23 protein-coding genes are annotated in these 25,082 nt (G+C 63.1%); 8 read left to right on the top strand and 15 right to left on the bottom strand.

Features of this window, described 5'->3' with window-relative positions:
* The first annotated feature begins 83 nt into the window (after nt 1–83).
* Nucleotides 84–677 (top strand): polyhydroxyalkanoate synthesis repressor PhaR, encoded by a 594-nt coding sequence (phaR, locus tag A3AI_RS0115840; RefSeq protein WP_024516530.1) that lies wholly within the window; start codon nt 84–86, stop codon nt 675–677.
* 99 nt (nt 678–776) lie between these two features.
* Here the strand turns inward: phaR and A3AI_RS0115835 are convergent, their stop codons facing one another.
* From A3AI_RS0115835 to fumC, 5 genes are all read right to left on the bottom strand, one after another.
* Nucleotides 777–2,084 carry a serine hydrolase domain-containing protein gene (locus A3AI_RS0115835; RefSeq protein ID WP_024516529.1) on the bottom strand — a complete coding sequence of 436 codons (1,308 nt, stop codon included), beginning with the start codon at nt 2,082–2,084 and terminating at the stop codon, nt 777–779.
* Complete coding sequence (locus tag A3AI_RS49935) at nt 2,065–2,199, bottom strand: hypothetical protein (RefSeq protein WP_283807235.1); 135 nt, start codon at nt 2,197–2,199, stop codon at nt 2,065–2,067. The genes A3AI_RS0115835 and A3AI_RS49935 overlap by 20 nt, the downstream gene beginning before the upstream one ends.
* A gap of 317 nt (nt 2,200–2,516) precedes the next feature.
* Nucleotides 2,517–3,248, bottom strand: a complete 732-nt coding sequence (locus tag A3AI_RS0115825) for a DUF1275 family protein (RefSeq protein WP_024516527.1) — start codon at nt 3,246–3,248, stop codon at nt 2,517–2,519.
* Between the two features lie 2 nt (nt 3,249–3,250).
* Nucleotides 3,251–4,504 (bottom strand): threonine/serine exporter family protein, encoded by a 1,254-nt coding sequence (locus A3AI_RS0115820; protein WP_024516526.1) that lies wholly within the window; start codon nt 4,502–4,504, stop codon nt 3,251–3,253.
* Between the two features lie 180 nt (nt 4,505–4,684).
* Nucleotides 4,685–6,109, bottom strand: coding sequence for a class II fumarate hydratase (gene fumC / locus A3AI_RS0115815; RefSeq protein WP_024516525.1), 1,425 nt, complete (start codon nt 6,107–6,109; stop codon nt 4,685–4,687).
* A 474-nt stretch (nt 6,110–6,583) separates the two neighbouring features.
* On the opposite strand from fumC, the gene A3AI_RS0115810 reads away from it, so the two are divergent.
* On the top strand, nt 6,584–8,215 hold the full coding sequence (locus A3AI_RS0115810) for an OprO/OprP family phosphate-selective porin (protein WP_024516524.1): 1,632 nt from the start codon (nt 6,584–6,586) through the stop codon (nt 8,213–8,215).
* A gap of 74 nt (nt 8,216–8,289) precedes the next feature.
* Here the strand turns inward: A3AI_RS0115810 and A3AI_RS0115805 are convergent, their stop codons facing one another.
* Nucleotides 8,290–9,981 carry a putative bifunctional diguanylate cyclase/phosphodiesterase gene (locus A3AI_RS0115805; protein WP_024516523.1) on the bottom strand — a complete coding sequence of 564 codons (1,692 nt, stop codon included), beginning with the start codon at nt 9,979–9,981 and terminating at the stop codon, nt 8,290–8,292.
* Nucleotides 9,982–10,190: 209 nt separating this feature from the next.
* Between A3AI_RS0115805 and A3AI_RS0115800 the strand changes: the two genes are divergently transcribed.
* Nucleotides 10,191–10,475, top strand: a complete 285-nt coding sequence (locus A3AI_RS0115800; protein WP_245286902.1) for a hypothetical protein — start codon at nt 10,191–10,193, stop codon at nt 10,473–10,475.
* Between the two features lie 159 nt (nt 10,476–10,634).
* Here the strand turns inward: A3AI_RS0115800 and A3AI_RS0115795 are convergent, their stop codons facing one another.
* From A3AI_RS0115795 to A3AI_RS0115785, 3 genes are all read right to left on the bottom strand, one after another.
* Nucleotides 10,635–11,288 (bottom strand): hypothetical protein, encoded by a 654-nt coding sequence (locus A3AI_RS0115795; protein ID WP_024516521.1) that lies wholly within the window; start codon nt 11,286–11,288, stop codon nt 10,635–10,637.
* Between the two features lie 158 nt (nt 11,289–11,446).
* The gene (rpmF, locus tag A3AI_RS0115790; RefSeq protein ID WP_007598106.1) at nt 11,447–11,629 is read right to left on the bottom strand and encodes a 50S ribosomal protein L32; all 183 of its coding nucleotides are present in this window, start codon (nt 11,627–11,629) and stop codon (nt 11,447–11,449) included.
* 170 nt (nt 11,630–11,799) lie between these two features.
* A complete protein-coding gene (locus A3AI_RS0115785) occupies nt 11,800–12,465 on the bottom strand; it encodes a biosynthetic peptidoglycan transglycosylase (RefSeq protein ID WP_024516520.1) in 666 nt (221 codons plus the stop codon).
* A gap of 204 nt (nt 12,466–12,669) precedes the next feature.
* On the opposite strand from A3AI_RS0115785, the gene A3AI_RS0115780 reads away from it, so the two are divergent.
* A complete protein-coding gene (locus tag A3AI_RS0115780) occupies nt 12,670–13,593 on the top strand; it encodes a polyprenyl synthetase family protein (RefSeq protein ID WP_024516519.1) in 924 nt (307 codons plus the stop codon).
* A gap of 18 nt (nt 13,594–13,611) precedes the next feature.
* A complete protein-coding gene (locus tag A3AI_RS0115775; RefSeq protein ID WP_024516518.1) occupies nt 13,612–14,295 on the top strand; it encodes a DUF1345 domain-containing protein in 684 nt (227 codons plus the stop codon).
* A gap of 22 nt (nt 14,296–14,317) precedes the next feature.
* Here the strand turns inward: A3AI_RS0115775 and A3AI_RS0115770 are convergent, their stop codons facing one another.
* Complete coding sequence (locus A3AI_RS0115770) at nt 14,318–15,919, bottom strand: caspase family protein (protein WP_024516517.1); 1,602 nt, start codon at nt 15,917–15,919, stop codon at nt 14,318–14,320.
* Between the two features lie 213 nt (nt 15,920–16,132).
* Here A3AI_RS0115770 and A3AI_RS0115765 point away from each other — a divergent pair, with 213 nt between their 5' ends.
* Nucleotides 16,133–16,507 carry a nuclear transport factor 2 family protein gene (locus A3AI_RS0115765; RefSeq protein ID WP_024516516.1) on the top strand — a complete coding sequence of 125 codons (375 nt, stop codon included), beginning with the start codon at nt 16,133–16,135 and terminating at the stop codon, nt 16,505–16,507.
* A gap of 55 nt (nt 16,508–16,562) precedes the next feature.
* Entirely contained in the window at nt 16,563–18,167 is a 1,605-nt protein-coding gene (locus tag A3AI_RS0115760; protein WP_024516515.1) for a Na+/H+ antiporter, read from the top strand.
* Nucleotides 18,168–18,173: 6 nt separating this feature from the next.
* On the opposite strand, the gene A3AI_RS0115755 is transcribed toward A3AI_RS0115760, so the two are convergent.
* The gene (locus A3AI_RS0115755) at nt 18,174–18,845 is read right to left on the bottom strand and encodes an N-acetylmuramoyl-L-alanine amidase (protein ID WP_349509690.1); all 672 of its coding nucleotides are present in this window, start codon (nt 18,843–18,845) and stop codon (nt 18,174–18,176) included.
* A 288-nt stretch (nt 18,846–19,133) separates the two neighbouring features.
* Nucleotides 19,134–20,471, bottom strand: a complete 1,338-nt coding sequence (locus A3AI_RS0115750; RefSeq protein ID WP_024516513.1) for a Rieske 2Fe-2S domain-containing protein — start codon at nt 20,469–20,471, stop codon at nt 19,134–19,136.
* Between the two features lie 302 nt (nt 20,472–20,773).
* Here A3AI_RS0115750 and A3AI_RS0115745 point away from each other — a divergent pair, with 302 nt between their 5' ends.
* The gene (locus tag A3AI_RS0115745; RefSeq protein WP_036048496.1) at nt 20,774–21,697 is read left to right on the top strand and encodes a hypothetical protein; all 924 of its coding nucleotides are present in this window, start codon (nt 20,774–20,776) and stop codon (nt 21,695–21,697) included.
* A gap of 12 nt (nt 21,698–21,709) precedes the next feature.
* On the opposite strand, the gene A3AI_RS0115740 is transcribed toward A3AI_RS0115745, so the two are convergent.
* The 3 genes from A3AI_RS0115740 to A3AI_RS0115730 all read right to left on the bottom strand — a co-directional run bounded on the left by A3AI_RS0115740 (nt 21,710) and on the right by A3AI_RS0115730 (nt 25,031).
* Complete coding sequence (locus tag A3AI_RS0115740) at nt 21,710–22,606, bottom strand: TauD/TfdA dioxygenase family protein (protein WP_024516511.1); 897 nt, start codon at nt 22,604–22,606, stop codon at nt 21,710–21,712.
* Nucleotides 22,607–22,840: 234 nt separating this feature from the next.
* A complete protein-coding gene (gene ispG, locus A3AI_RS0115735; protein ID WP_024516510.1) occupies nt 22,841–24,127 on the bottom strand; it encodes a flavodoxin-dependent (E)-4-hydroxy-3-methylbut-2-enyl-diphosphate synthase in 1,287 nt (428 codons plus the stop codon).
* A 13-nt stretch (nt 24,128–24,140) separates the two neighbouring features.
* The gene (locus A3AI_RS0115730; RefSeq protein WP_502685748.1) at nt 24,141–25,031 is read right to left on the bottom strand and encodes a DMT family transporter; all 891 of its coding nucleotides are present in this window, start codon (nt 25,029–25,031) and stop codon (nt 24,141–24,143) included.
* Nucleotides 25,032–25,082: the final 51 nt, after the last annotated feature.

Raw genomic sequence — 25,082 nt, 5'->3', positions numbered from 1 at the left:
TTGTTGCGTTGCGTAGCTCGTAGGCCCTGCGGCGACGCCGTCGGGTTCCCTCCCTCTCCGGTGTGAAGTGTGAGCCCATGGCAATGGCCAAGACAGACCAACCCACAACGATCAAGAAATATGCAAACCGCCGGCTCTATAATACCGGCACGAGCACCTATGTCACGCTGGAGGATCTCGCAGCGATGGTGAAGAACGGCGAGGATTTCCTCGTCTATGACGCCAAGACCGGCGACGACATCACCCGCTCGGTGCTCGCACAGATCATCTTCGAGCAGGAGAACAAGGCCGGGCAGAATTTGCTGCCCACCACTTTCCTGCGCCAATTGATCCGCTTCTATGGCGACAGCATGCAGATGGTGGTGCCGAAATATCTGGAGCAGTCGATCGATACGCTGACGCGCGAGCAGGAGAAATTCCGCAAGCAGCTCGCGAGCACCCTGAGCGGCACACCGTTCGCGCCGCTGGAAGAGCAGGTCCGTCGCAACATGGAGCTGTTCCAGCAGACCTTCTCGATGTTCAAGCCGTTCGCGCCCGCGCGCACCGATGCCGACAAGGCGACGGAGCCGCCGCCGGCCGAAGAGGACAGCAACATGGACGAACTGCGTCGCCAGATGAAGGAGATGCAGGACCGGCTCGACCGCATGTCGAAAGAGCCGAAGAAAGAAGGCGAGTGATCTTTGCGTCGTCCCGGCCCTGCGCAAACTGCGCACCGGGGCCGGGACTGACAGGCAGACTCTCAGTGGCGCTTGCTCTCAGTGCAAGGCATTCCCCCATCAATCCTTGCGAAGGCCCCGCCCCATCGCCTCGTAAATCATCGTTTTCAAGTTCAGTTGGATCCGCCCACCCTGTGTGGGCGACATCACCATGAAGACTCCCAACATGTCGTCCAGGGGGTCAACGAAATAGAAACTGCCGCCGGCGCCGTCCCAACGGTATTCGCCGAGCGGCCAGTTCGTATTCGGAGGTGGCGAGGTGCGCACGGCAAAGCCAAGACCGAAGCCACTGGTGGGGCCGGGAAAATAGAAGGGATCATGAATGATCCCGGTCTCCGGCCCAATCTGATCCGACGTCATCAGTGCGACGGTCTCGCGCTTGAGGTACCGCCTGCCGTCCAGTTCGCCGCCATTCAGCAGCATTTGCAGGAAGCGGGCGTAGTCCCCGGTCGTCGAGACCAAGCCCGCTCCACCGGACTCCCAGCGTCGCGGCAATGTAGGATCATCGCTGATTCCGGCGACCCGAAAGCGATCGACAAGAAATCCCTTGGCGATCAGCGGCCACTTAGCTTTATCCGCGACATAATAAGCAGTGTCGGACATGCCGAGCGGATCGAACAATCTCTGCTTTTCGAATTGGTACAGCTTCTGCCCCGAGACCACTTCGATGACGCGGCCGAGCACGTCGGTCGAATGGCTGTAATTCCAGCGCGTCGCGGGCTGATCGGCAAGCGGCAGCACTGCAATCCGGTCGGCGAAGTCGGCGTTATCGAAATCCCCTGCATACAATAGGGGATTCGCATAGAGCTTCTGCACCTGGGTCTCACCGAAGAAGCCGTAGGTGATACCCGAGGTGTGCCGCAATAGATCCCTGATCGTAATCGGGCGCTTCAACGGCTCGAGCTTGAGCGGATATTTTCCTGCTTCATCGGAAGTATCGACACCGACTTTGGCGTTCGCAAAGGAACGAATGTATTTCGACACGGAATCGTCGAGAGACAGCTTGCCTTCCTCGACCAGCGTCATCGCCGCAACAGACGTAATGGCCTTCGACATCGAATAGATCTGGAAAATCGTATCCGGCGTCATCGGCAACCCCGTGTCGGGGTCCCGCACGCCGAAACACTCGAAATGGACCGGCTTGCCGTGCTGCTGGATCAACAGGATGCCACCGGGAATCTTGCCGGTCGCGATCTCATTGCGGATGGTGTCGCCGAGTTGCTTCAGGGCCGCGGGCGAAAGAGTATCTGCAGCCGGAGTGCCGGATTCGGCGCGCAGCTCAAACGCCGAGCCGACGACCAGGATAATCGCGAACACTGCCGCGACAAGGCAGCGCAGTGCAGTGTTTTCAGTCTGCGGTCGCTTCATGGGCGAGCAGCTTGAGAGGCCGCTTGATTTGCCGGCGTTCCGAAGGCGTCTGCTCCAACAGCACGAAGAACGTCTCCTGCCTGATCCCGCTCAACGCCGGAGCCCTTGCCTGCATGGTCTGTCGTCCTGGCTCGAACGTCTTCGCGCTGAGACAGACCTTACCCTCGTCTATTCCGACCGGCAACTCGATTCAAAATCCGCCGACGAGGTTTTCCAACTGGTGCGCCAAGGTCAACTGCGATTCGGGCACGAGCTTCCTGCTCGTTACCCACAACTTGGGCCCAACAGCAGAAATTGGCATCGACGGATTGCGTTCCTCGGCGTCGCGACGGCGACAACCATTAGCTTGAGCCTGCCACCTTGGTTCCCGCGGGCGACCTCAATCGGGGGAGACTCGGCTCGGCAGGCATTGGAAGGGCAGCACAAAGTACATCACGGGCGGACCACCGCGGCGCCCGCAAGCACCGCGGGCAACGACCAGGCCCAATCGCCCATCGTGGAAATAGCCATCGCGGCAATCATGCATCCCAGCAAAAAACCGAACAGAAGATGCAGCGATCTTCTCAATCGGCCGTCGTCGGCGCTCATCAGCGGGTGGCCGTTTGACAGTGCGTCCATGATGGAAAGAACGGTGTTGGTAAGATTGCCGGTCATGACGGCGGTGGAGATCGCTCTCGGCATTGCCAGGCGAAGCAACGCATACTGGCAGGCCATGGCGGAGACTGCGATCAGCGCGGCGACGCCCGCGAGCACTCCGTGCGGATTGCTCGAAGGTTTTGTCGCAACGCAAAGCACCAGCACCGCCGCAAGCAACAGAAATTGCACCAGGAGCAGCAGCCGCACGAGTGCGGGGCCGTTTCGATTGGAGCGCCTTGCAATCAGCCAGACCACAGCCAGCGCGCCCATGAAGACCGGGATGGCCAGCAGTTGTGCAGGGTTCATCGCGCCTCCGCGCACCACGACCGCGCTTGCAGACACGAGGTTACCCGTGATGTGCGCCGTGAAAATATTGCCCAGCATGAAGAAACCGGTGAGATCGACCATGCCCGCAATGACGCTTAGCAGGGGCGGAAGCCGTTCCTCGATGCGGACCAACGTGGCTTCTTCGTCCGACGGAATGACTGGTGTCCGGCCGACATCGGACTTTTGAGCGAATACAAGCATCTTCAGCTCCCTTGAGTTCGTCGGTGCTGATCGCCGAAGTGGTCGATGACCATCTTGGGCACGATCAGGCCGAAACTCATGGCCAAAATGATAGCGACGGCAGTTACGCCGTCGGCAATTGTGGCGCCGACAAGCTCCGAGGCGGCCTGCGCCGTATCGGCAATCTGCGTCAGCCCGCTCATCATCCTGAAGACGTAGACGCCGGGTATCATCGACACCACAGACGCAAAGCCGATGGCTGCGAACGGCAAGTGCCGGCGGCGCGAAACCGGCGTGAGCAGCACACCGACGACAAGACAGGCCACGAGAGCGCCCGTTGCCGCGCCGCAGCCAAGCCCGGAGATCGCAATCCAACGCAGGGCGTGAGCCAGCATGCCGACCGCGACCGGCCATGGCAGCATGTTCGGCGGGGTTGAGAAAAACACGCTGTAGCAGGCCACTGCGACGCCCGCCGCAATCATGTCGAGCCACAGCGTTACCGCCTGGCCTGGGGGATCGATCGGTAGCGACTCGTGCAACAGCGTGAGTCCCAGCAGCAATCCGATCGATATCGCGACGACGACGAGTCCGGCGTAGATCAGGCGGGCGCTGCCCAGATGAATCCGTCCGCTGATCAGATCGAGCGCGCCGTTGAGAATGTGCGGCCCTGGAACCAGCACCATGCACGGGCACACGACAACGAGCCGCAGAGCCGTGCTCAACTGATAACGCGCCGCCAGTCCACCGATGAGACCCGCGAGCAGCGCGGCGCAGAACGGCTGAATGAAGATGTTCGCGCTGACGCCGGCGATGGCGCGGCGGAGCAGGCCACCCGCGCCCGCGCTTATGAAAATCACCAGCGCGGCGGACGGGTGATGAATGCCGAAGATGATCGCCAACGCGAGCGCGCCGACCGCCGCAGCCAGGGCAAACAGCCAAGCCGGCGCCGGCGGCGCCTTGGCGATGACGTCGATCCGGTTCCGCGCGTCTTCGAGGGAAAGCCGGCCCGCCTCGATGTCGGCGATTGCCGCCATCGTGGAAGCAACGCGGTCCATATCAACCCCGACCGGATTGGCTGCGACGTATGAGGTCGATGTTATCCCGCCATTCTCCTCGCGCAATTGCAGTTCGCCCCAGCGTGGCAACAGTTCCGCATTGACATCGAGCTTGTTACCGAGCCGCCGGATTGCGGCGACGACCTGATCCGTCGCCTGACCGTTGACAAAGAGAGCCCTCGCGAATGCAAGGATCAGTGCGGAACGCTCTTCACTGGTCATGGCCTGTTCTCCAGAGCAGGAGTACAGCGGCCTGCGGGCCGGCCCAAAGCGCGATGAAATCAGGTTCAATCGTCATCGCGCTTTGGGTCTTTGATTGAGCATGACTTTTCGGAAAACCGCCACACAATTTTCCGGATCACGCTCGAGGATGGGGCCGGCCCTCGCTGATGGAACAGCTGCTCAACCGGCGGCAGAAGCCGTCCCCGCAGAGGCGACATAGGGTTTCACCATCTTGGCTGGATCGACGACACGATTGAACTCCTGCTCGCTGACGAAGCCGAGCTTGAGCGACGCTTCCTTGAGCGTGAGATCGTTGTCCATCGCGTAATGCGCGATCTTCGAGGCCTTGTCGTAGCCGATCACAGGCGAAAGCGCCGTCACCAGCATCAACGAGCGCTCGACATACTCATTGATCCTCTTCAGGTTGGGCTTGGTGCCTTCCACCAGGAATTTGCGGAAGTTGGTGCAGCCGTCGCTCAAGATCGTTATCGAGTGCGTGATGTTGGAAATCATCAGCGGCTTGTAGACGTTCATTTCGAGATAGCCGCCGGCGCCGCCAAAGCCGACCGCGACGTCGTTGCCCATGACCTGCACGGCGATCATGGTGAGCGCCTCGCACTGGGTGGGATTGACCTTGCCCGGCATGATGGAGGAGCCCGGTTCGTTCTCCGGTATCGACAACTCGGCGAAGCCGGCCCGAGGTCCGCATGACATCAAGCGGATATCGTTGGCGATCTTGTAGAGCGATACTGCGAGCGTGCGTATCGTGCCGGACAGTTGCACCAGCGCGTCATGCGCGCCTTGCACGGTGAATTTGTTCGGCGCGGTCACGAACGAGAGACTGGTGAGCTTGGCGATTTCAGCCGCGGCCGCTTCGGCAAAGCCGGGTGCCGAGTTGATGCCGGTGCCGACCGCGGTGCCGCCAAGCGCCAGCCGGTAGACGCTCTGCAGCGCCACTTCAAGCCGCTCCAGGTCATCCGACAGCATGCCGGCGTAGCCCGACCACTCCTGACCGAGTGTCAATGGGGTCGCGTCCTGCATGTGCGTGCGACCGATCTTGACGATGCTGTCCCATTCCTTCGATTTGGCGGCGATGGCGTCACGCAGTGCCGTCACCGCCGGGATCAGGCGCTGCTTGGTGTTCACGGCAGCTGCGATGTTCATGGTCGAGGGAAACGAATCGTTCGACGACTGTGCCATGTTGACGTGATCGTTCGGATGCACCGGTCGCTTGCTGCCAAGCGGCGTTCCGGCAAGCTGGCAGCAACGATTTGAAATCACCTCGTTGACGTTCATGTTGAACTGCGTGCCGCTGCCCGTCATCCAGACATGCAGTGGAAACATGTCGTGGTGCTGGCCGGCGAGGATTTCGTCGCAGGTCTGCACGATCAACTTATATCTCGTCTCGTCGAGCCTTCCGCTCGTGTAGTTGGCCGTCGCGGCACCTTTCTTCAGGACCGCATAGCCGGTGATCATTTCGCGCGGAATCAAGTCCTTGCCGATGCTGAAATGCTCCAGCGATCGCTGGGTTTGCGCTCCCCACAGCTTGTCTGCCGGCACCTCGACCACGCCGAGGCTGTCACTTTCCTTCCGGAAGTCGGTCATGTGCTCTCTCCTTCCTTGTGGTGGCTGTCAGTGTGTGAAGCAGATTGATGAGGCTGTCAGCTCGCGGCCACGCGCCAGCGGCGTGCGACAATCGACGGCGATCAGAGTTGACATGGTTCGGCATGTTCAAACTCGCTGCACAGCGCCCCGAGCGCGTCAGGTTCACTTGACGCGCCATGACACTCGCACCGAAACCGGGAGAGCGCTCGTTATGTGTTGTTAGAGACCGTTAGGTCTTGCCCGCCCGCGAACGCGGTAGCCCGTTGGGGTTCTGGCGATCTTCGGCATGATTGGTGGCACAACAGTACAGCCTTGGCGATGCAGTCCTTCGATGGCGAGCAGGCACGTCACGTCACCCCCGCTTTGGAGCCCGATGTGGACCGCATCCTTCGGGTAGGGCAGGTTGTGCCTTTCGGAATAAAATGTCGAGAGAGTCGATTAGGTCAGGAAAGCTGACTCAAGGGGGACGCTGTCATGGGGACGAGAATAACTACGCTAACCATTTGCGCCGCAGGAGTAGCGGCCTTGGCCGCCTCACCGGCCTTGGCCGAATCAGCAGGGACTGATGCGGAGATCGCACTGCTGAAACAGCAGCTGCGTCTGCTTGAGCAGAAGCTGGACAGGCTGGAAAAGCAAGGAGCTGCGAACGCCAAGGCGGCGGCGACCGCGAAAGCAGAGGCCAAGACTGCTGTCGCGACGGCCAACGCGGCCATCCCGGCCAATGCGGCCAATACGGCCAATGCGGCGATGCCGGTCAAAGTCGCGGCAGCGCCGTCCGATGTCGTGGTGACGATGCCGAACAATCGGCCGACCATCTGTACGGCCGACGAGCAGAACTGCATCTCTCTGACCAGTCGGATCCACTATGACATCGGCGGTTATGATTATCGGCCGAATACCACTGCGACCTCGCCACAGCGCCTGGATGACGGCGAGAACCTGCGCCGCGCACGTATCGGTGTCATCGGGAAATTCCTCGGCGATTGGAATTACGCACTGATCTATGACTTCGGTGGATCTTCGGACGGCTTTGGCGGCACCGGTTCGGCTGGCGGCGTGCCGGTTGGCTTTCTTCCTGGCGGCGGGGTCTCCGGCATCGAAAATGCCTATTTGAGCTACACCGGTCTCAAGCCTCTCGGCGGGCAGCTCGCCATTGAAGGCGGCGTCATGGATCTGCCCTTCACGCTAGGCGAGGCTACGAGCTCAAACGATATCGTGTTCATGGAGCGCGCATCTCCCCAGATCATCGCGAGCACCATGGCAGCCGACGATTTCCGCTCGGCCGTCGGCGCGCGCTGGTTCAACGACGCATTTTGGGCGGGTGGCTATGTGACTGGGCCGACCACGGGTGCGATCCATTCGGCATCCAGCATCAATCCGCCTGCCTCGACCGAGCAGCTCGGCGCCGTTGCCCGCGTCGCTGGCCAGGTTGTGAGTGGCGCGAATTATTCGGCGCATCTCGGTGCAGACGCCGAGTTTTTGATTCATCCGCCGCACAACCTGATCACGGGAGCGCAAACGCTGACACTGTCTGATCGTCCGGAGCTGCGCATCGATCCCACGCAACTGATAACGACCGGCGCCATGGCGAACGTCTCCAGCGCGCAGGTCTACGGCGTCGAGGCCGCCGGAACCTATGGACCACTCTTTTTCCAGGGAGAATATTACTGGTTCAACGTCGACCGCAACGCGGCGACCGGACTTCCGCCATTCGGCGCGCCAAACCTGAAATTCGACGGTGGCTACGCACAGGCGAGCTATGTGCTCACCGGCGAAACGCACAAGTACAATCCCGCCGCGGCAGCCTATTACGGGGTCGTGCCGGAGCATCCATTCTCGTTGGCGGGCGGCGGCTGGGGGGCCTTCGAGATTGCCGGCCGCTTCAGCACCATGAACCTCAATGATCAGCTTGGCACGGCGACCGGCATCGCCGGCGGCCAGCAGACGATCTATACGGCGGCCCTGAATTGGTACGTCAATCGAAACATCCGGTTCATGCTTAACTACCTGCATGGCAATGTTGCGAGACAGGTGAGTCCGACCAATGCGGCGGATGCCGGCTCTAAGTTCGATGCGATCGCGATGCGGACGCAAGTCGCCTTCTGATCGAATTCGCTGAACTTGACGTACACAACTGTGATGCCGAGCCAAGCCCGCCCGGGACGACGGAAAGAGAGTGGCTAACCCGCCGCCGGCAGCGCCGGCTCGGCACCCTTCCAGGGCCGCTCGCCGGAGGCGAGGCCGATCAGTCGGCCCTGGATGTAATCGCAGCCCCAGTCGCGCAGCAGCGTGGCCGCGTCTTCATCCTGCACCCACTCGGCAACCGTCTTGATCTTGAGCCTGCGCGCAAGATCGAGCAGCGTCTGCACGAAAGCGCAATCGTCGACCGACGTCACGATGTTCTGCACAAAGGCGCCGTCGATTTTGACGATATCGACGTCGAGCTTGCGCAGATTTCGGAACGAGGTGTAGCCCGCGCCGAAATCGTCGATGGCGATGCGGCTGCCCATGTTCTTCAGGCGGTGCACGAAGCTTCTGACGTCTTCGATGTCCTGGATCGCCACCGTCTCCGTGATCTCGACGATCAGCCGCTCGGCGACGCCGGGATGCGCGCGCATTAACGACTCAATCGAGGCCCACCAGTCAGGATCCATCGTGGTATCCGGCGAGATGTTGAGGCTGAGCGAGACGTTGGGCGCCGAGGCAAGCTCCGCAACGACAAGTTCGAGCACGCGGTGATCGACCAGCCGGATCAGGCCAAGCCGCTCCGCAACCGGCACGATGTCCGGCGCGAGCAGCACGTGGCCGCCCCCCTGCTGCATGCGAACCAGGCATTCATAGAAGGCGGGCTTGCGGCCGCCCGCCTCCACCACGGGCTCGAACGCCATGGCGATCCGCCGCTGGTTGAGCGCAGTGACGATCTCGTCGGTGACGCGGATATTGACGCGGCGCTGCGCATCGCGCTCGGCATTCGGACGCCAGGCGGCGAACGAGCCGGAGCGGCGCCGCTTGGCGCCATCGAGCGTCTCATGGGCGCGGTTGAGCGCTTCGTCGGCGGTGCGCGCAAAGCGCGGCACACTCACCGCCCCGATCGAGACGGTGACCGAGACTGGCCCAAGCCGCGTCGGCACCACCTCGTCGCGCACGCCGGCAAGGAAGCGCTCGGCAGCCACGTTCATGTCGTCGACGGTGCAATTTCTCAGGATCAGGCCGAACTTGTTGCCGGAAAAGCGCCCCAGCACATCGCCACCGCGCAGCCGTGCCCGGATACGCCTTGCCACTTCCGCGATCACCGCGTCCGCCACGTCGAAGCCGAACGCATCGTTGACACGCGCCAGGTGATCGATGCCGATCAGCATGAAGGCGCATGAGGTGCGGAAGCGGATGCTCTCCTCGATCGCCTCCGCCAGCGCCGCGACCAGATGGGCACGGTTGAGCTCGCCGGTCAGCGCATCGTTGCGCGAGAGCTTTAGCAGCTGCTCCTCGCGCGCGTGACGCTCGTTGTTGATGCGCACGATGCCATGCGCCAGCGCCGGGCGCCCGTCAGGACCGGCGAACCAGCAGCCGGCCTCCTCGATCCACACTTCCGGCTGCGAGGATGCGGTGCGCACGGCATATTCGATGCGGTAGGGCACGCCGTCATTGCCATGGGCCGGCGGCGAAAGGTTGAGGGCGTCGCTGCGGATCGAGCGCTGCGGCTCGATCAGCTTTGCGTACTCCGCGCCGGTCGCAAGCGATGTGGGCGGGACATCCGGGAAGACCGCGCTGATCGGCTCGCTCCAGCTGATCGCATCGCTGGCGATGTCCCAGACAAAGGCCGCCTGCCCCAGCGAGGCCAGGATGGACGCGGTTGGCAACGGCGCAGGTGTCACGTTCGCCTCGTTTCAGGACAGGACGTCCGTCGTTAACGCCCAAAGATAGCGCTCGTTTGGCTGCCACCGTAAGTAAACTTGATAAATAATCTGCAAACCATGTTCGGAAGTCGGGCCGGCACGGGTGCGGGCGCCATGGCATAATGCTTGCGGGAAAGTAAATCGCAGGGGCGGCAACGTCCCAAAACGTGACAGGGATGTCAGTTGCGATGTCAGCTACCCGACCGCTGCAATTAACCTATCTCCGGCCCGCCGAGAGCGCGAAGCCCGCCTCGACGGCCATCGTGCCGGTTGTGGATGCAGCGCAATGGGTACCGCCGGCGCCGCGCTTCCCCTCGCCCGATCCGACCTTTGTCACCCAGCTGATCGCAAATGCCGAGCAGCTCGCTGAGCGCAGACGTTGGCCGCGCGACAGTGCGGCGGATGCGCGTTCCGCCTACACGCCCCCGCGCCGAAACACCGGCGCGGGACTCAAGACGAGGCAGATGATCTAGCCTGGTTGATCGAGACAAGCACCCAACCCTCTCATCAGGAATGAGGGCGCGAGACCTAGAACAGCTTCGGCTCTGATTGAACCAGAACCGAAGCTCCAGATTGTTGTTTTGACGCGTTTTCTTCCACGCGAACCGGTGTCCACTTCGCTCGAAAACGCTCTACCGCTGGGGCGCGTCGGGCGTGGGCGGCGTGTTGCTTGATGGCTGCAGATCGGGTGAGGTGACCTGCGGCGAGCTTTCAGCAGGCGCAGGCTGCGCGGCTTTGGGCCCCGGATAATCCGAGAGCACCGATTCGGCGACTGACGCAGCCGGCGGCCGCGACTCATCTGCGGTCTGGGTTGGAGCTTGCGGCGGGACGTCGGGCGCGGGCTCAGTGCGCCGCTGTTCCGCCGCCTGCCGGGCTTTCTTCTCGCGCCGCGTCTCGACCGGCACCAGCGCATATTGCACGGAGCGACGGGTGCGCAGCGCAATGCCGCCGATGAAATCCACGAGCGCCAGCAGCGTCAGCAGGAAAAAGGTCGAGTTGCCGAATTTCGGCCAGAGCACGAATTCGGCAGCGGCTGCACCGAACACCACCAGCGAGAGCAGGTGGTCCATCACGAATTTTGCGCCGGGACGCGCGCCCTTGATCACCTCAAGCAGCAGCAGGAGCATGCCGAGCGCGATCAGGATGTCGCTCAGCGTGATCTGCCACTCCGCGTGTGACATCAGCGTCAGCCTGAACAGCGGCTCCGTGATGGAGACGCCCGGCATCAGGAACACGACGATGTTGAAGACCGCGAGCGGGATCAGAAGAAGCGGAAAACCGACCATGGTCTTGGGCTGAAGCCTGCTGTAAGAACCGGATCATTCCCGCGGCGGCAACCGTCCTGGGTGTCGCCTGGGGCCGTTCTGGCGCGCCACAATTAACGCGCCGATGGGTCCGAATTCGGGCAAACGCAAGCTTGCCCGACAGCGTCCACCACTAAAGATCAGGACTCTTTCTTCTTCAGCACCTGCCGGCCCTTGTACATGCCGGTCTTGAGGTCGAGGTGGTGCGGACGGCGCAGCTCGCCCGAATCCTTGTCCTCGACATAAGTGGGCTTCTTGATCGCATCCGCCGAGCGGCGCATGCCACGCCGCGAGGGCGAAGTTTTTCGTCTGGGAACGGCCATGTCGGTGTCCTCTAGGGTAAATCGTAAACCCGCCGTCCGCGGGCGGACGGTCTGGCGCGCCAAAAACCGCGCTCGAGCCAATACGGGGTTCAGGTGCGCGCTTATAGAGGATGGAATGCCACAAGGCTAGGGCGTTGAACCGTAAAAATGCACGGAAACCGGCCCAGGATTTAACGATCTTCAGCCCAACAGCGCCTGACGCCCTGAGCGCGGATCATATAGGTTCCCGCAAGACGGCGGACACCCGGGGACGGGTTCCGGGCGCTGCGCTTGACGGGATTGGGCAGGATAGCTGCCAGCAGCGCCGCCTCCCTTGTCGTCAGCATGGTCGCCGAACGTCCGAAAGCATGATCGGCGCCCGCCTCGGCCCCGAACTGGCCCGAGGGGCCCAGTTCGGCGGTGTTCAAATAAAGTTCCAGAATCCGCTGCTTGGGCAGCACGAAATCGATCCAGAGCGCCAGCGGAAACTCGAACACCTTGCGAATCACGTCCGGCAGCCAGGCCAGGAACAGGTTCTTCGCGACCTGCTGGGTGATCGTCGAGGCGCCGCGGACCTTCTCACCCTCCTGGGCGTCATCGATCGCCTCGCGCAGGGCTCCCCAGTCGATGCCGTGATGCTTGCAGAAATGCGCGTCTTCAGCGGCGACCACCGAGGCCGGCAGCGCCGGCGACATGGCAGGCAAATCCACCCAGTGCCTGATCACGGGGGCGCCCTTCAGGGAATGCCAGGCCATCAACGACGAGACCGGGTGGCCGGTGCGGTACAGCGGCGCCAGACCATAGGGCACTGCGAGCACGACAAGGGCGATCAGCAGGAGAATCCGGAAGGCGCGCAAATCAGCCGTTTCGGGTTGGAGCGAAAGGGTAAACGAACCGGTTAATACCGCAGGGATATGCTATCTCCCTGACAAGTCCTGCCTTTTTTCAACGCTTTTATGGCGGCGCGCTGCCGCAGGTGCGATTGACGAAGCCGGTCGCATAAAGGATTGTCCGGCCGAAATTGTCCCTCCTTCTGGACCATCACCCGGAGCTTTCCCTACATGACCGCCACGGCCGTATCGGACTTTACCAAACGCCTGGATAAGACCGCGGACGATACCGAAAACCTGCTCTCCAGCCTGCTCTCGGACAGGGTGCTTGTGGACGAGATCGCCCGGCCGAAGCGGCTGATCGACGCCATGCGCTATTCGAGCCTTGGCGGGGGAAAGCGCCTGCGCCCCTTTCTGGTGGTGGAGAGTGCTGCCGTGTTCGGCGTGAGCCGCGAGGCCGCGCTGCTCGCTGGCGCAGCACTCGAGTGCATCCATTGCTATTCGCTGATCCATGACGACCTGCCGGCGATGGACAACAGCGACCTGCGCCGCGGCCGCCCCACGCTGCACAAGGTTTATGACGACGCGACCGCGATCCTCGCGGGCGATGCGCTGCTCACCATCGCCTTCGATATCATCACCCGGGACGAGATTCATCGTGAACCGAGCGTTCGGCTGGCGCTGACCCGGGCGCTCGCCCGCGCCTCCGGCATCGGCGGCATGGCCGGCGGCCAGATGCTTGACCTCGCAGGCGAGGGCCGTTTCGGCGACCGCGAGCCGGTCGATGTCGCGCGCGTGCAGCAGATGAAGACCGGGGCGCTGCTCCGCTTCGGCTGCATCGCGGGCGCAATCCTCGGCCAGGCCTCGAGCGCCGAGTACAATGCCCTCGACGATTTCGGCCGCGCCCTGGGCGAGGCATTCCAGATCGCGGACGACCTGCTTGACGTCGAGGGCGATGCCGCGACGCTCGGCAAGCCCGCCGGCGCGGATGCGGAGCTCGGCAAGACCACCTTCGTCACCCAGCTCGGCATCGAAGGCGCCAAGCAGCGCGTGCGCGACCTGCTCGCGCGCGGCGATGCGGCGTTGTCGATCTTTGGCGCGCGGGCCGACGTGCTGCGCGCCGCCGCACACTTTGTCGCCGAGCGCAAGAACTAGAGCGCCGTCAGAAAAATCATGGAAGCTGACGATCCCATCCTAGTCCGCTTCCGCAAGATGTCGCGGCCGGTGCGCGTGGTCTATGCGCGACCGCGCACCTTCATCGCGGTCGCGGCCGGCATCGTCGCCTTCTTGCTGCTGCCCGGCGCGATGCGGCTGACGACGCGGCTCCTGGTCTCATGGGACATCTTCGCCGCCATCTATCTGGTTCTGGTCTACGTCATGATCCTGCGGAGCGAGCACCACCGCATCCGCCGCGACGCCGTGTTGCAGGACGACGGACGCTTCGTGATCCTGATGGTGGCCGCGCTCGGCGCATTCGCGAGCATTGCGGCGATCGTCTTCGAGCTTGGCGTGCCGCACCGTGGCGCATTTGGGCTCGCACTTGCAACCGCCACCATCGCGCTGTCATGGGCGGCGGTGCACACGACGTTCGCCCTGCACTACGCCCACGACTACTATCGCGGCGCCAAGCCCGGCGGGCTGCAGTTTCCGAGCGGCGACAGCCATGACCACGCCGACTACTGGGACTTCGTCTATTTTTCCTTCGTGATCGGCATGACGGCCCAGGTCTCCGACGTCGGCATCACCGACAAGACCATCCGCCGCACCGCGACCGCGCACGGCATCATCTCCTTCATCTACAACACCGCCTTGCTCGCCTTGATGGTCAACATCGCCGCGAGCGCGATCGCGTCGTGATACGAGAAGAGCCTGGCCGCGGTCAGGGGCACTTTCCCGACATGATGGCTTCGTTCGAGTTGCAACCCCACTGACGTTCAGAACCGGTCAACGGCCGGCTGGTTGCGGCCGGAGGAGCTGGGATCGTCGCTGACATGGATGATTGAGACCGTCTGCCGACCGCCTGTCTCGAGTCCGGCCTGTCACGCGTCACAACCGGCCTCTTGTCGCGCCGCTTCTCGCATTCATTGTCGTCATTGAGGAACGCGCCCTCCGCACAGACGATCCTGATGCACTGGTTGCCGTCGGCCTTGTAGCCATGCTCGCAGACCAGCGGGCAGACCCGCGAGGACTTCTGCTTGAGCGCATCGAGCGCGTCGGAGCTTGCGGCCTTGGTATCGAATTTGGTGCCGGCATAGCGGTTGAACTGCGACAGCGAACGCTGCGAGGTCGCGTTCCAATTACCATCCGCAGCGCTGGTCAGGCAGCCCACGCGGCGCAGCTCGGCCTGTACGGATCTGGCGAGGTCCGCCGGCGGGGCGCCGGCCGTCAGCGCCGCGACGTTCGTGCTCTTGTCGGGTACGGCCGGCGCGGCGGATGATGCATCCGCGGGCTTGTCCAGGCCCTTTGCGACTTGCACTGGCGCGGGCGGCTGCGGCTTGGCGGGAGCCGCCGGCGCCGCGGTTGCGATCTTGTCGAGCTGCGAGCGGGCCAGGCTTGCATAGAAGCCATTGGGGTATTGCGCGAGGAACGCCTCCAGCGCCGCCTTGCTGCCGACCTGCATCGCCAATTCGTAATCACGCCGCGCATCGGCCTGCGAGCTCGCGGCCGGCTGCGGCGCGGCCGCGATGGGCGCAGCGGGCGCCGCAACCAGCGCGACATCGTTGCCGCCGAGCGAGCCGTAGACAAACGGCTCCTGGCGATTGGAGGTCGCTTTCAGCACATCGTCGCGCACGAAGCCGAACGCCTTCCGCACGTCGAGCCCGGGCGTGGTGAGATGGCTCGCCAGCGCCGTGGTGAACGGGCTGTTCTTGCCGTCGCCGTCCTGGGCGGTGGAACCGGCCTTGGCGGAATAGGCGATCAGGGTGTTGGGGCTGGTCGGCTCGATCTTGGCAAGGCCAGAGCTGATGCCGCGTGAGGCAATCGCCCGCTTCATGGTCTTGGCGAAGGGATTGTCACGGCAGGCGTCAAGGATGACGAGCCGGAGCTTTTTGGCCGGCTCGACCGCGACCAGCACACGATCCAGCGACAGCGCCTCGTCATAGACGTCGGAATCACGCTCCAGCTTGGCGTCCACCGGGATCAGGTAATTGGTGCCGTCGACCTCGATGCCGTGCCCGGCGTAATAGACCACAGCGATATCGGCATCGCGGGCGTTGTCCTCGAAATCGCGCAGCGCACGGCGCGTCTGCAGCGCGGAGAGGTCGCGGCGCGAATCGACCACGTCGAACCCCGCCGCCTTCAGCCGCGCCGCGATCAGCGCGCTGTCGTTGACCGGATTGGCCAGCGGCGGGGCGTTCTGATAGGCGGAGTTGCCGAGGATCAGCGCGACGCGCTTGTCGGCAAAGGCGGGCTGGCATACCAGCAGCAGGGCAGCCGCCAGCAGGATTTTGCGGAAACCGGGAGATCCAAGCCAATTCGTCATGATGCGATGCCTTCACCACCATCACTTGGCTACCAGAACTGGACCAGGAAGCCCTGTGAGGCAGGTCACCATGCTGCCTCTCACCGGTGCCAACATCCATGAAATTTTGTCGCGTCAGCCGCGCCGCGGTTCGTACTTTGCCGATTACCAATTTCGGTTCAAGATCTGGAACCAAAGACCCACCAACAAAGACCTGCAACAAGGGAGAGACCGATGAGCTATGACCGTTCCAGCGTCGAGGCCGTGGTGCAGGGCTATTTCGACGCACTCTATGAGGGCGATGCCGACAAGCTCGGCGCCATCTTCCACCCCTCGGCCGACCTGCGCTGGGTCGAGAAGGGCGAGTTGAAGGTCCTGACCGTGCCGGATTGGCTGGCCTGGGTGCGCAAGCGCCCCTCGGCCAAGGGTGAGGGCAAGCCGCGCGAGGATTTCATCGTCACCATCGACCGATCCGACGCCTCTACCGCCTTCGTCAAGGTACGCTGCCAATTGCCACCGCGCTATTTCACCGACTACCTGGTGGCGATGAAGCTCGCCGACGGCTGGCAGATCGTCTCGAAGTCGTATCGGTACGATTTGAAGGAATGAGACGGCAACATCGCCGCATTGACCTTTCGACCGCTTCCGGGCGAATGGTCGGACCATGGAAGCCTCATTTCAGATTGTCCTGATCCTGATCGCCGTGCTGGCGATCGCCTCGCTCCTGGCGCGGCGAACCGACATTGCACCCGCGATCCTGTTGCTGCTCGCCGGCATTGCGGTGGCTTTCGTGCCGGGCATGCCGCAACTGGAACTGTCGCCCGAGCTCGTGCTGCTCGTGGTGCTGCCGCCGCTGATCTATTCGGCGAGCGTCGCCATGAGCTGGCGCGAGTTCAAATACAACCTCCGCCCGATCATGCTGCTCGCGGTGGGCTGCGTGATCTTCACCGCAGCCGCGGTTGCGATCGCTGCACACTATCTTATTGGCCTGTCCTGGCAGGTCGGCTTCCTGCTCGGCGCCATCGTCGCGCCGACCGACGCGGTGGCGCCGCTTGCAGTCGCCCGCAAGCTCAATATCCCCCGCCGCATCCTGGTCGTGCTCGAGGGCGAGGGCCTGGCCAATGACGCCACTGCCCTGATTCTCTATCGCTTTGCGGTGATCGCAATTGTCAGCGGCGGATTTTCGCTGTCCAAGGCAACCGGTGAATTCGCGGGCATCGTGGCGGGCGAGGTCGTCTTTGGTGTGGCGATCGGTTGGCTCACCCTGCGCGCTCGCCGCTTCGCGCGCGATCCGCAGATCGAGATCACGCTGTCGCTGCTGACGCCATACATTTCCTATTGGATCCCCGAACATTTCGGCGGCTCGGGTGTGATTGCGACGGTGGCCTGCGGGCTCTACACCAGCTGGAACGGGCCGCTCCTGATCTCGTTCGCCACCCGCCTGCAGGGCATCTTCTTCTGGGACCTTGTGATCTATCTGATCGAGGGGTTGCTGTTCCTGCTCACCGGCTTCGAGATGCGCTCGCTGTTCGAGAAATCGAAGGCCTTCCCGCTGGGCAGTATATTGATGGCGACCGCGCTCGTGACCGCCATCGTCGTCATCGCGCGCTTCGTCTGGGTCTATCCCGCGATCTATCTCCCGCGGTGGCTAAGCAAGTCCTTGCGCAAGCGCGACCCGTCGCCGCCCTGGCAATGGCCCTTCATCTTGTCCTTTGCCGGCATACGCGGCGCCGTATCGCTCGCGGCCGCGCTGGCGCTGCCGCTCGCGCTTGCCAATGGCGAGCCCTTTCCCGACCGCGACATGATCCTGTTCATCACCTTCGGCGTGATCCTGATCACGCTGGTCGGCATGGGCCTGTCGCTGTCGCCGGTGGTGCGCTGGCTGGGGGTGGCCGACGCGGGCCGCAGCGAGCTTGTGGCCGCCCATCAGGCGGAAATCACTGCGCGACGCGAGGCGCTCGACGCCGCGCTCAAATCGCTGGATGGGCTTGCCGCGAAGTGCGAACTACCCGACGAAGTCATCAGGCTGTTGCGGGCGCGGCACGACGTCCGGCTCAGTCAGCTTCCCGCCTCGCTCGATCCCGATAGCCACGACGTCTCGGCCACCGGCACCGGGCTGACCCGCGAATTGATCACGGCGGAACGCGAGTTCATCCATTGCCTGCTGCGTGACGGCAGGATCACCGACGAAACCAGGCGGCGGATCGAGCGCGATCTCGATCTGGAGGAAGCGAGCCTCGCCAACCGCGAATATCGCGGGCCGTTATGACCGCGATCAGAGTGGGCCGAGGATGGCCCAGCGCGGATCGCAGAACTCCTTCACGGCCTCCGTCACGCCGCTGGCGATGATGTCCTGGCGCTCCGGCGACATCATCTCGACTTCCTCGTCGCGATTGCTGATGGAGCCGGCCTCCAGCAGCACGGCTGGCATCCTGGTCTGTCTCAACACTACGAGCTCGTCGTAGCGGTAGACGCCTGTTTCCTCGTTCAGGAGCTCGTGCCGGTTCTTGCCCATGACGGCCATCGTATATTGCCTGGCATAGTGCAGCCCCTCCGCCTTCATCTCCTTGCCGAGCAGGTCGGCGAACCGGAGGCTGGTCTGGAACTTAGGGTTGTCGTGGGAGACGAACACGGAATAACCGCTGAAGCGGTCGCTGAAATGGCTCTTCTTGCCGTTGAACTCCCACTCCTCGAGCATGGAATTGGGGACGGAGTCGTGATGGATCGACAGGAAAAGGTCCGCATCCGAGGCGTTCGCCGCAGCGACCCGCTTGAACAGGCTCGGCCTCGATTTGCCCTCGGTCACAAGCAGTCTCGTCCGAACAAAGCCGTCGGCCTTCAGTTTTTCCACGATGCGCTGCGCGAGGTGCAGGTTGAAAACGAATTCGGCAACGTTGCGGGCTGAGATCGCCCCCTCGGACTCCGCGGTATGTCCCACATCCAGCACGATGCGGAGTTTCGACGGGTTGCAGCTTGCTGCGGACGGATTCGATGGCAATCGCTTCGAGGCGGCAAGCTCTCTTATGAAGGGCTCTGGCGTGAGGGCGGCGAGCCTTGGGGCATGGTGCTTCGGTGAATGTCGCGCAATGACCCTCGACGAGGCGGCATCTCCCGTCGCAATCGACAAAAGCAACACGGCGGCGATCGATGGAATGACGGCGCGAGCCCAAGTGGCCGGCGCCGCGAAAGGCGTCCCCCCGAAAAACATCCGTTACGTCCCCCCTGAAACCATCTCCTATTCCGCTGCGGCACTCCGCGGACGCCCAACAAAGCCCGACACATCCCCAAAGCGTTCGACCATCACCGCCGGCAAATCCTCGGCTTTGTGCGTCACGCAGGCGCCGGAGCGCACAGTGTAGCGGTCCTGATGGCCAACATGTGGCGGAACCTCGCCCTGCTGCAAGGCACGCGCCAGATCCATCACCAGTTTCCGGAAATGCATGATGCCAAGATCGGTCGGGCCAAGATGCTCGCGGGTGCGGTCGGCGATCGGCCCCTGGCTGTCCTGCACCGCCGCGTCCTGCTCGGAGACGCCCTTGATGCCGGTGTAACTTTTGGTCTTCTGCAGCTTGCGATCGATCAGGTAGTCGTTCGATTTGTTGCGCAGGGGAACATAGTTTTCGTCGACTTCCGCGATCACGCCATTGCCGCGGTCATAGGCCGCGCGCTCAGCGGCGGTCAGCGGCCGCTCGGGATTCCAGGCATAGGTGTAGATCCAGCATTTGGTGTCGGTGACCGGGACAAACGACTGCCCGAAAATGTTCTCGCCCGGCATGGCGCTCGGCGCATAGGCATGCACCGGCATCAGGAACTGCGCGATGCGCCAATAGATATTGTCGCTGTCCGTGAGGCGCCCGCCGGCGATGGTCAGCCCGGCCGCATGCGGATTGATCCTGATGACGGGCCGCGGGTCTTCCGCAATCCAGCGCATGTGACCGGTCGACATGCGCACAAGCGGATTCACGAAGTGCTTCTTGATATCGAGGATCTCGTTCTCCTCCTTGTCGAAGGCGAGATGGGCGAAGGTGAAGTGCGCGGTGTCGATCGAGCCTTCGAGCGCCTGCACCCAATTGCAGTCCTGCCACTTTTTAGAGACGTAGCGGTGTGAGGGCGGCAGCAGCGCCATTTCCAACGCCGGCAGCTCGGGCACGACGCCCGCCGGGCCCATATAGGCCCAGATCATGTCGCCCCATTCCCGCACCGGATAGGACTTGATGCGGATCTTGTCCTTGGCGTTGAGGTCGGGATAGGAGGTCGGCATGTCGACGCAGCGGCCGTCGGTGTCGAACTTCCAGCCGTGATAGACACAGCGGATGCCGCATTCCTCGTTGCGCCCGAGCCAGAGATTGGCGCCGCGATGCGGGCAATATTGGTCGATGACGCCGACCACGCCGCGCGAGTCGCGGAAGGCCAGCAGCTCCTCACCCATCACCACGATCTTCTTCGGCTCGCCGTCGGGTTCGGGCAGCTCTTCGGACAACAGCACCGGCAGCCAGAACCGGCGCAGGAGCTCGCCCATCGGCGTCCCCGCACCCGACTCGGTCAGGAACTTGTTGTCCTCGGCACGCAGCATGAGGGGCTCCCGATTCTTGTTTTGATTTTCAGCAAGCTTGGCGCAGGAGCGCCGTAGCGTCAATGCGCCGCAGGAGGCGTCACCCGGAAATCATAGCCACGCCGAGGCTTTGCGGCAGCGGTCGGGCAGATTTCGAACACCAGCGCGCCGTAGTCCGCGACGCCATGTGAGACAGATCACAGGGGCGGCCAGGGGCGGGTTGTATCATCCGGCAATCCAAACTTTAGATTTTTTCTCTCTCATCCGTTTTTCCTTGCGCCGGGCGCCATGATGGCGAGGCGCGCATTGCCGGGAGGTGGGCCTTGTCCCGAGTTGCATCGATCATTGCGGCATTCGTGGCCGCCATGGTTTTGACCGCCACCGCAGGCTGGATGATTTTCGGCAGCCAAGAACGCGTCGATGGCCGGACCAACAGGCGGCATGATGCGGTCTCGCACGAATGGCGGCTGGCCAGCGCCGAGCACAAGAACATTGCCGAGGCGATTGCTGCCTGCTCCGGAACCAACAACATCGCCACCCTGCCCGCCTCTATCCGCCAACAATTGCGGTTGGATATTTTGCCAGACGGCGCCAAGCGCGGCGAGGAGGAACGGAAGACCGGCGTGTTCAGGGAAACGGTCGCGCTGGACACACGAAGCTTCGCGGCAGAGCCAAGGGGAGAGAACGGCATTGCCCTGTCCAATTACGCGAGAACCGCGATCTATCTGAGCGACGAGATCATGCGCGCGCGGATCGAATCGGCCAACAACGCCCATGTCAACCACTGGGTCATGGTGGGATTCCAGTGGATCATCGTGTTCATCGGCGCGCTGACCACCATCCTGATCAGCCTCAAATCGATCATGACGGCCAACGAAGCAGCGAGGACGTGGTCGCTGCGCATCGGGATTGCCGCCATCCTGTGCTCGTCGATCGGCACCGCCACCTCGGCACTCAACACATTTTACGGGCCGCGCGAGGCCTACCTGAAGGCCGAGCGGTCGCTTGCCGCGCTTCGCCAGCTGCATTCGGATATCGCGATCCAGATCGGCAGCATTCGCGAGCCGCAGGGCAAGAAGGAGTGCCCGGGCTTCGATCCCGCCAACAAGGACGATGCGCTCTACAAGCAGGTCCAGGACTGGAAGACGAAGCTCGGAGCCATCGTCAATGTGTCGGATTCCGGGAGTTCGTACCCGTCGGAAACGGCGGTCCCCGAGCAGCTGAACGCGTCGGCGCCAGGCCGGTAGCCGGCCTGTCCCTTATACCGGCCGCTCGCCCTTTACCGTCACCCGCGTGCCCGAACGCGTGTGCGGCCAGTAATCCCACATCGCGCGGTGCTGGGCGCAGCGATTGTCCCAGAAGGCAATCGCATTCTCGGTCCAGCGGAAGCGGCACTGGAACAGCGGGTTTTCCATGTGCTGGTAGAGATAGCCGAGGATGGCGTCGCTCTCGTCGCGGGGGATGCCTGTGATGTTGCGGGTGAAGCCGCGGTTGACGTAGAGCGCCTTCTTGCCTGTCACCGGATGCGTGCGCACCACCGGGTGCTCGGCGCTCGGATAGGCCGGCTTGTCGGCGACGCCATAATTGGCATAGAGCCCGCGATAGATCGGCTCGCCGTCATGGATTGCGGTGAGCCCGTCGAGATAGGCCTTCATCCGATCGGACAGCGCCTCATAGGCGGCATACATGTTGGCGAACAGCGTGTCGCCGCCGCGCGGCGGGCATTGCTTGATATACAGGATCGAGCCCATCGGCGGCTCGAGATCGCAAGACACGTCGGAATGCCAGCCCTCGCCATTGGCGCGCGGCGAGTTCTTGTCGGCATAGATCTTCATCAGCGCGGGATCGTCGCCCTCATGGGGCGCGGCGGGATGGACGTGCAATTCCCCGAACTTGCGGCCGAAAGCGAGATGTTGCTCGGGCGTGATGTGCTGGTCGCGGAAGAAGATGACGAGGTTTTCGGCAAGCGCCCGGTGGATTTCGTCCAGCTGCGAATTGGAGCGGGCATCGTCCGAGACGAGCCTGCCGATGTCGACGCCGGAAATCTCCGCCCCGATGATCGGCGTGAGCTTCTCGACCGCGATGGTCTCGTATGGCTCGGTCTCGCCGTCGATATGCTTGTAGCGAGGTCCCTGCTTCCCTGACAGCGAGCTCATGGCGTTTGCTCCGGCTTGTTGTTTAGGCAAGCATGGTAGCCGGAGTTCGGGGAAGCGCAATGCTCCGTGCCGTCATTGCGAGGAGCGTAAGCGACGAAGCAATCCAGAGTCGTCTGCGTGGCTCTGGATTGCTTCGCTCCGCTCGCAATGACGGGTCAGAAGAAGGCCCGCCAACTCGATCCTGTGGTTATGGGCCCCGGCCTTCGCCGGGACGACACGTGGAAAGGGGGAGGATTACTCCGCCGCCGCGCCTTCGGGCAGCTTGGCGCCGCTGCCGTAGCGCTGGTCGATGTAATCGATCACCAGCGCCTTGAAGTCGGCGGCGATGCTCGGCCCGCGCAGGGTACGGAACTTCTTGCCGTCGACGAACACCGGCGCGGCCGGGGCTTCGCCGGTGCCGGGCAGCGAGATGCCGATATTGGCATGCTTGGATTCGCCGGGGCCGTTGACGATGCAGCCCATCACCGCGACGTTGAGCGTCTCGACGCCGGGGTATTTCGTTTTCCAGGTCGGCATCTCGTCGCGGATGAAATCCTGGATCGAGCGCGCCAGCTCCTGGAAGGTGGTCGAGGTGGTGCGGCCACAGCCGGGGCAGGCCGCGACCAGCGGCACGAAGGTGCGGAAGCCCATGGTCTGCAGCAGCTCCTGCGCGACCTGCACTTCCAAGGTGCGATCACCGCCCGGCTCAGGCGTGAGCGAAATGCGGATGGTGTCGCCGATGCCGTCCTGCAGCAGGATGCCGAGCGCCGCGGACGAGGCGACGATACCCTTCGAGCCCATGCCGGCTTCGGTCAGGCCGAGATGGATCGCGTAGTCGGAACGGCGCGCCAGCTCCTGGTAGACCGCGATCAGATCCTGCACGGCGGACACCTTCGCCGACAGGATCATCTTGTTCTTGGGCATGCCGAGTTCCTGGGCGCGCGCGGCCGACAACAACGCCGACTGCACCATGGCCTCGCGGGTCACCGCGCGGGCATCGCGTGGGTTCGCCGAGGCCGTATTCTCGTCCATCAGCTTGGTGAGCAGCTCCTGGTCGAGCGAGCCCCAATTGGCGCCGATACGGACCGGCTTGTCGTTCTTGTTCGCGATCTCGATGATGTCGGCGAACTGGGTGTCGCGCTTGTTCTTGAAGCCGACATTGCCGGGATTGATGCGGTACTTGTCGAGCGCTTCCGCGCAATCGGGATATTCGGCGAGCAGCTTGTGGCCGATATAATGGAAGTCACCGATCAGCGGCGTTGTGATGCCGCGCTTGCGCAAGGCATCACGGATATGGGGAACGGCAGCCGCCGCCTCTTCCCGGTCCACGGTGATGCGCACCATTTCGGAGCCGGCGCGCGCGAGTGCGGCGACTTGCTCCACGGTGCCTTTCACATCCGCAGTGTCGGTGTTGGTCATCGATTGGACGACGATCGGGGCGCCGCCGCCGACGGCGACGTTGCCGACCATCACCTGGGTCGTGGTGTGCCGCGGCCTGGGGCCGGCGATGTCGGTATCTGGCAGTATCTCGGGCTTGTTCATGGGGGCTTCGATATCAGGTTTTGGTGACATTCAGCAACGGATCAGCGGCCTCCCGGACCACCGGGCTCGGTCGGTTAACCAGGAAAAGTCCAGCAATTACAAGGAGCGCGGCGGCGCCGAAAGCCAGGCTCAGCCGGTCATGCATGATGAAATAGCTAGCCACGACGCCAAACAAAGGGGTGATGAAGGTAAAAGCCGACAATTTGCTGGCCGAATAGGTCTTCACCAGCGCGAACCAGAGCGTAAAGGTGGTTCCGACCACCCAGATCGCCTGGAACGCGATTAACAGAATGGACTGCATCGCCGGCGGATGGGTGATGGTCTCCCCGGACACCAGGGCCGCAAGCCCCAGGATCGGAATCGAGGTCGCGACCTGATAACCCAAGGCTTTCTCCGGCGGGGCAAAGCGGAGCCGGGTTCCCTTGGCGACCAGCGTTGTCGCCGCCCACAGGGCCCCGCCGCCGACCACCATGAGGTCGCCCAACAGTACCCTGGAATCGACATCGGCCTGCGGAACCCCGATGGCGAGCGCCACGCCAAGGAAGCTCAAGGCGAGTCCGCCCCATTGGGTCGGTCCCAGCCGCTCGCCCAGCACCTGATAGGAGCCGAGCGCCACGAAAAATGGCGCGGTGTAGAGAAACACCACCGCGCGCGACGCCGAGGTGAAGCGCAGACCCTGGTAGATCAGCACGAATTCGACGCCGAACATCACCCCCGCGACCAGGCCCGGCACCAGCGTGCCGTCGCGCTGAAAGATCTTCGCACCGCGCAATTGGCCGATCAACAGCAGCACCGGCAGCGCGCCGGCCGAACGGATCGCCGCCTGCAGCATCGGCGGGATGTCCGGCAGCACGAGCTTGATCGCGATCTGGTTAAAACCCCATGTGAAACACAGCATCAGCATCAATGCGATGGCCCCCGGGCTCAACGGCCGCCCGGCGGATGAAATTACGTG

The sequence above is a fragment of the Bradyrhizobium sp. Tv2a-2 genome (assembly GCF_000472425.1).
Classification (GTDB): domain Bacteria; phylum Pseudomonadota; class Alphaproteobacteria; order Rhizobiales; family Xanthobacteraceae; genus Bradyrhizobium.
Note: the sequence above shows the minus strand (reverse complement) of the source record. Positions and strands in the feature narration are given on the sequence as shown.

Bases quoted from the DNA above. Each gene is read 5' to 3' on its own strand.
- phaR (WP_024516530.1), top strand. From the start codon at position 84: ATGGCCAAGACAGACCAACCCACAACGATCAAGAAATATGCAAACCGC.
- A3AI_RS0115835 (WP_024516529.1), bottom strand. From the start codon at position 2,084: ATGAAGCGACCGCAGACTGAAAACACTGCACTGCGCTGCCTTGTCGCG.
- A3AI_RS49935 (WP_283807235.1), bottom strand. From the start codon at position 2,199: ATGCAGGCAAGGGCTCCGGCGTTGAGCGGGATCAGGCAGGAGACGTTC.
- A3AI_RS0115825 (WP_024516527.1), bottom strand. From the start codon at position 3,248: ATGCTTGTATTCGCTCAAAAGTCCGATGTCGGCCGGACACCAGTCATT.
- A3AI_RS0115820 (WP_024516526.1), bottom strand. From the start codon at position 4,504: ATGACCAGTGAAGAGCGTTCCGCACTGATCCTTGCATTCGCGAGGGCT.
- fumC (WP_024516525.1), bottom strand. From the start codon at position 6,109: ATGACCGACTTCCGGAAGGAAAGTGACAGCCTCGGCGTGGTCGAGGTG.
- A3AI_RS0115810 (WP_024516524.1), top strand. From the start codon at position 6,584: ATGGGGACGAGAATAACTACGCTAACCATTTGCGCCGCAGGAGTAGCG.
- A3AI_RS0115800 (WP_245286902.1), top strand. From the start codon at position 10,191: ATGTCAGCTACCCGACCGCTGCAATTAACCTATCTCCGGCCCGCCGAG.
- A3AI_RS0115795 (WP_024516521.1), bottom strand. From the start codon at position 11,288: ATGGTCGGTTTTCCGCTTCTTCTGATCCCGCTCGCGGTCTTCAACATC.
- rpmF (WP_007598106.1), bottom strand. From the start codon at position 11,629: ATGGCCGTTCCCAGACGAAAAACTTCGCCCTCGCGGCGTGGCATGCGC.
- A3AI_RS0115780 (WP_024516519.1), top strand. From the start codon at position 12,670: ATGACCGCCACGGCCGTATCGGACTTTACCAAACGCCTGGATAAGACC.
- A3AI_RS0115775 (WP_024516518.1), top strand. From the start codon at position 13,612: ATGGAAGCTGACGATCCCATCCTAGTCCGCTTCCGCAAGATGTCGCGG.
- A3AI_RS0115770 (WP_024516517.1), bottom strand. From the start codon at position 15,919: ATGACGAATTGGCTTGGATCTCCCGGTTTCCGCAAAATCCTGCTGGCG.
- A3AI_RS0115765 (WP_024516516.1), top strand. From the start codon at position 16,133: ATGAGCTATGACCGTTCCAGCGTCGAGGCCGTGGTGCAGGGCTATTTC.
- A3AI_RS0115760 (WP_024516515.1), top strand. From the start codon at position 16,563: ATGGAAGCCTCATTTCAGATTGTCCTGATCCTGATCGCCGTGCTGGCG.
- A3AI_RS0115750 (WP_024516513.1), bottom strand. From the start codon at position 20,471: ATGCTGCGTGCCGAGGACAACAAGTTCCTGACCGAGTCGGGTGCGGGG.
- A3AI_RS0115740 (WP_024516511.1), bottom strand. From the start codon at position 22,606: ATGAGCTCGCTGTCAGGGAAGCAGGGACCTCGCTACAAGCATATCGAC.
- ispG (WP_024516510.1), bottom strand. From the start codon at position 24,127: ATGAACAAGCCCGAGATACTGCCAGATACCGACATCGCCGGCCCCAGG.
- A3AI_RS0115730 (WP_502685748.1), bottom strand. From the start codon at position 25,031: ATGCTGATGCTGTGTTTCACATGGGGTTTTAACCAGATCGCGATCAAG.